The organism is Aminobacter sp. P4_D5 (genome assembly GCF_056401815.1).
Window position 1 is genome coordinate 1 of sequence record NZ_JBFUIP010001152.1, and the last position, 570, is coordinate 570.

The window sequence follows — 570 nt, forward strand, 5'->3', positions numbered from 1 at the left end:
CCGGCACGACCGCGCTCGCCGCGCCGGCGCTCGGCGCCTTCCCGGATCGGCCTGTGCGCATCATCGTGCCTTGGCCGCCGGGCGCCTTCGCCGACGTGGTTATGCGCTCCATCGCGCAGGCGATGCAGGGCCCGCTCGGCCAGCCCGTGGTGATCGAGAACCGSSCGGGCGCCACCGGCGCGCTGGGCACGGAATTCGTCGCGCGCTCGGCGCCSGACGGGCACACGCTCATCCTCGGCAATGCCGAGACGCATGCGATCAATCCGCTGGTCTACCGCCGGCTGGCCTACAATCCCTCGGACTTCCAGCCCGTCAGCCTCTTCGCCCGCGCACCCTTCGCGCTCGCGGTCGGCCAGGGCATGGGCGTGAGCGATCTCGCCGGCTTCCTCGCCAGGCTGCGCGAGGCGCCGGGCCGTGTCAGCTATGCGTCCTGGGGTGTCGGCAGCACCTCGCAGCTCACCATGGAGCTCCTGCTGAAGGCCACGAACCAGGAGGCGCTGCACGCGCCCTTCACGGGACAGGCGCCCGGCATCACGGCAGTCATCGCGGGACAGGTGGACTGCATGTTCC

General features: G+C 71.8%; 1 protein-coding gene. It reads left to right on the plus strand.

Annotated features, from left to right (window positions below; translation table 11 throughout):
- Window positions 1-570, plus strand: a 570-nt coding sequence (locus AC1DWF_RS37200; protein WP_476843438.1) for a Bug family tripartite tricarboxylate transporter substrate binding protein, incomplete at both ends; no start/stop codon positions are given.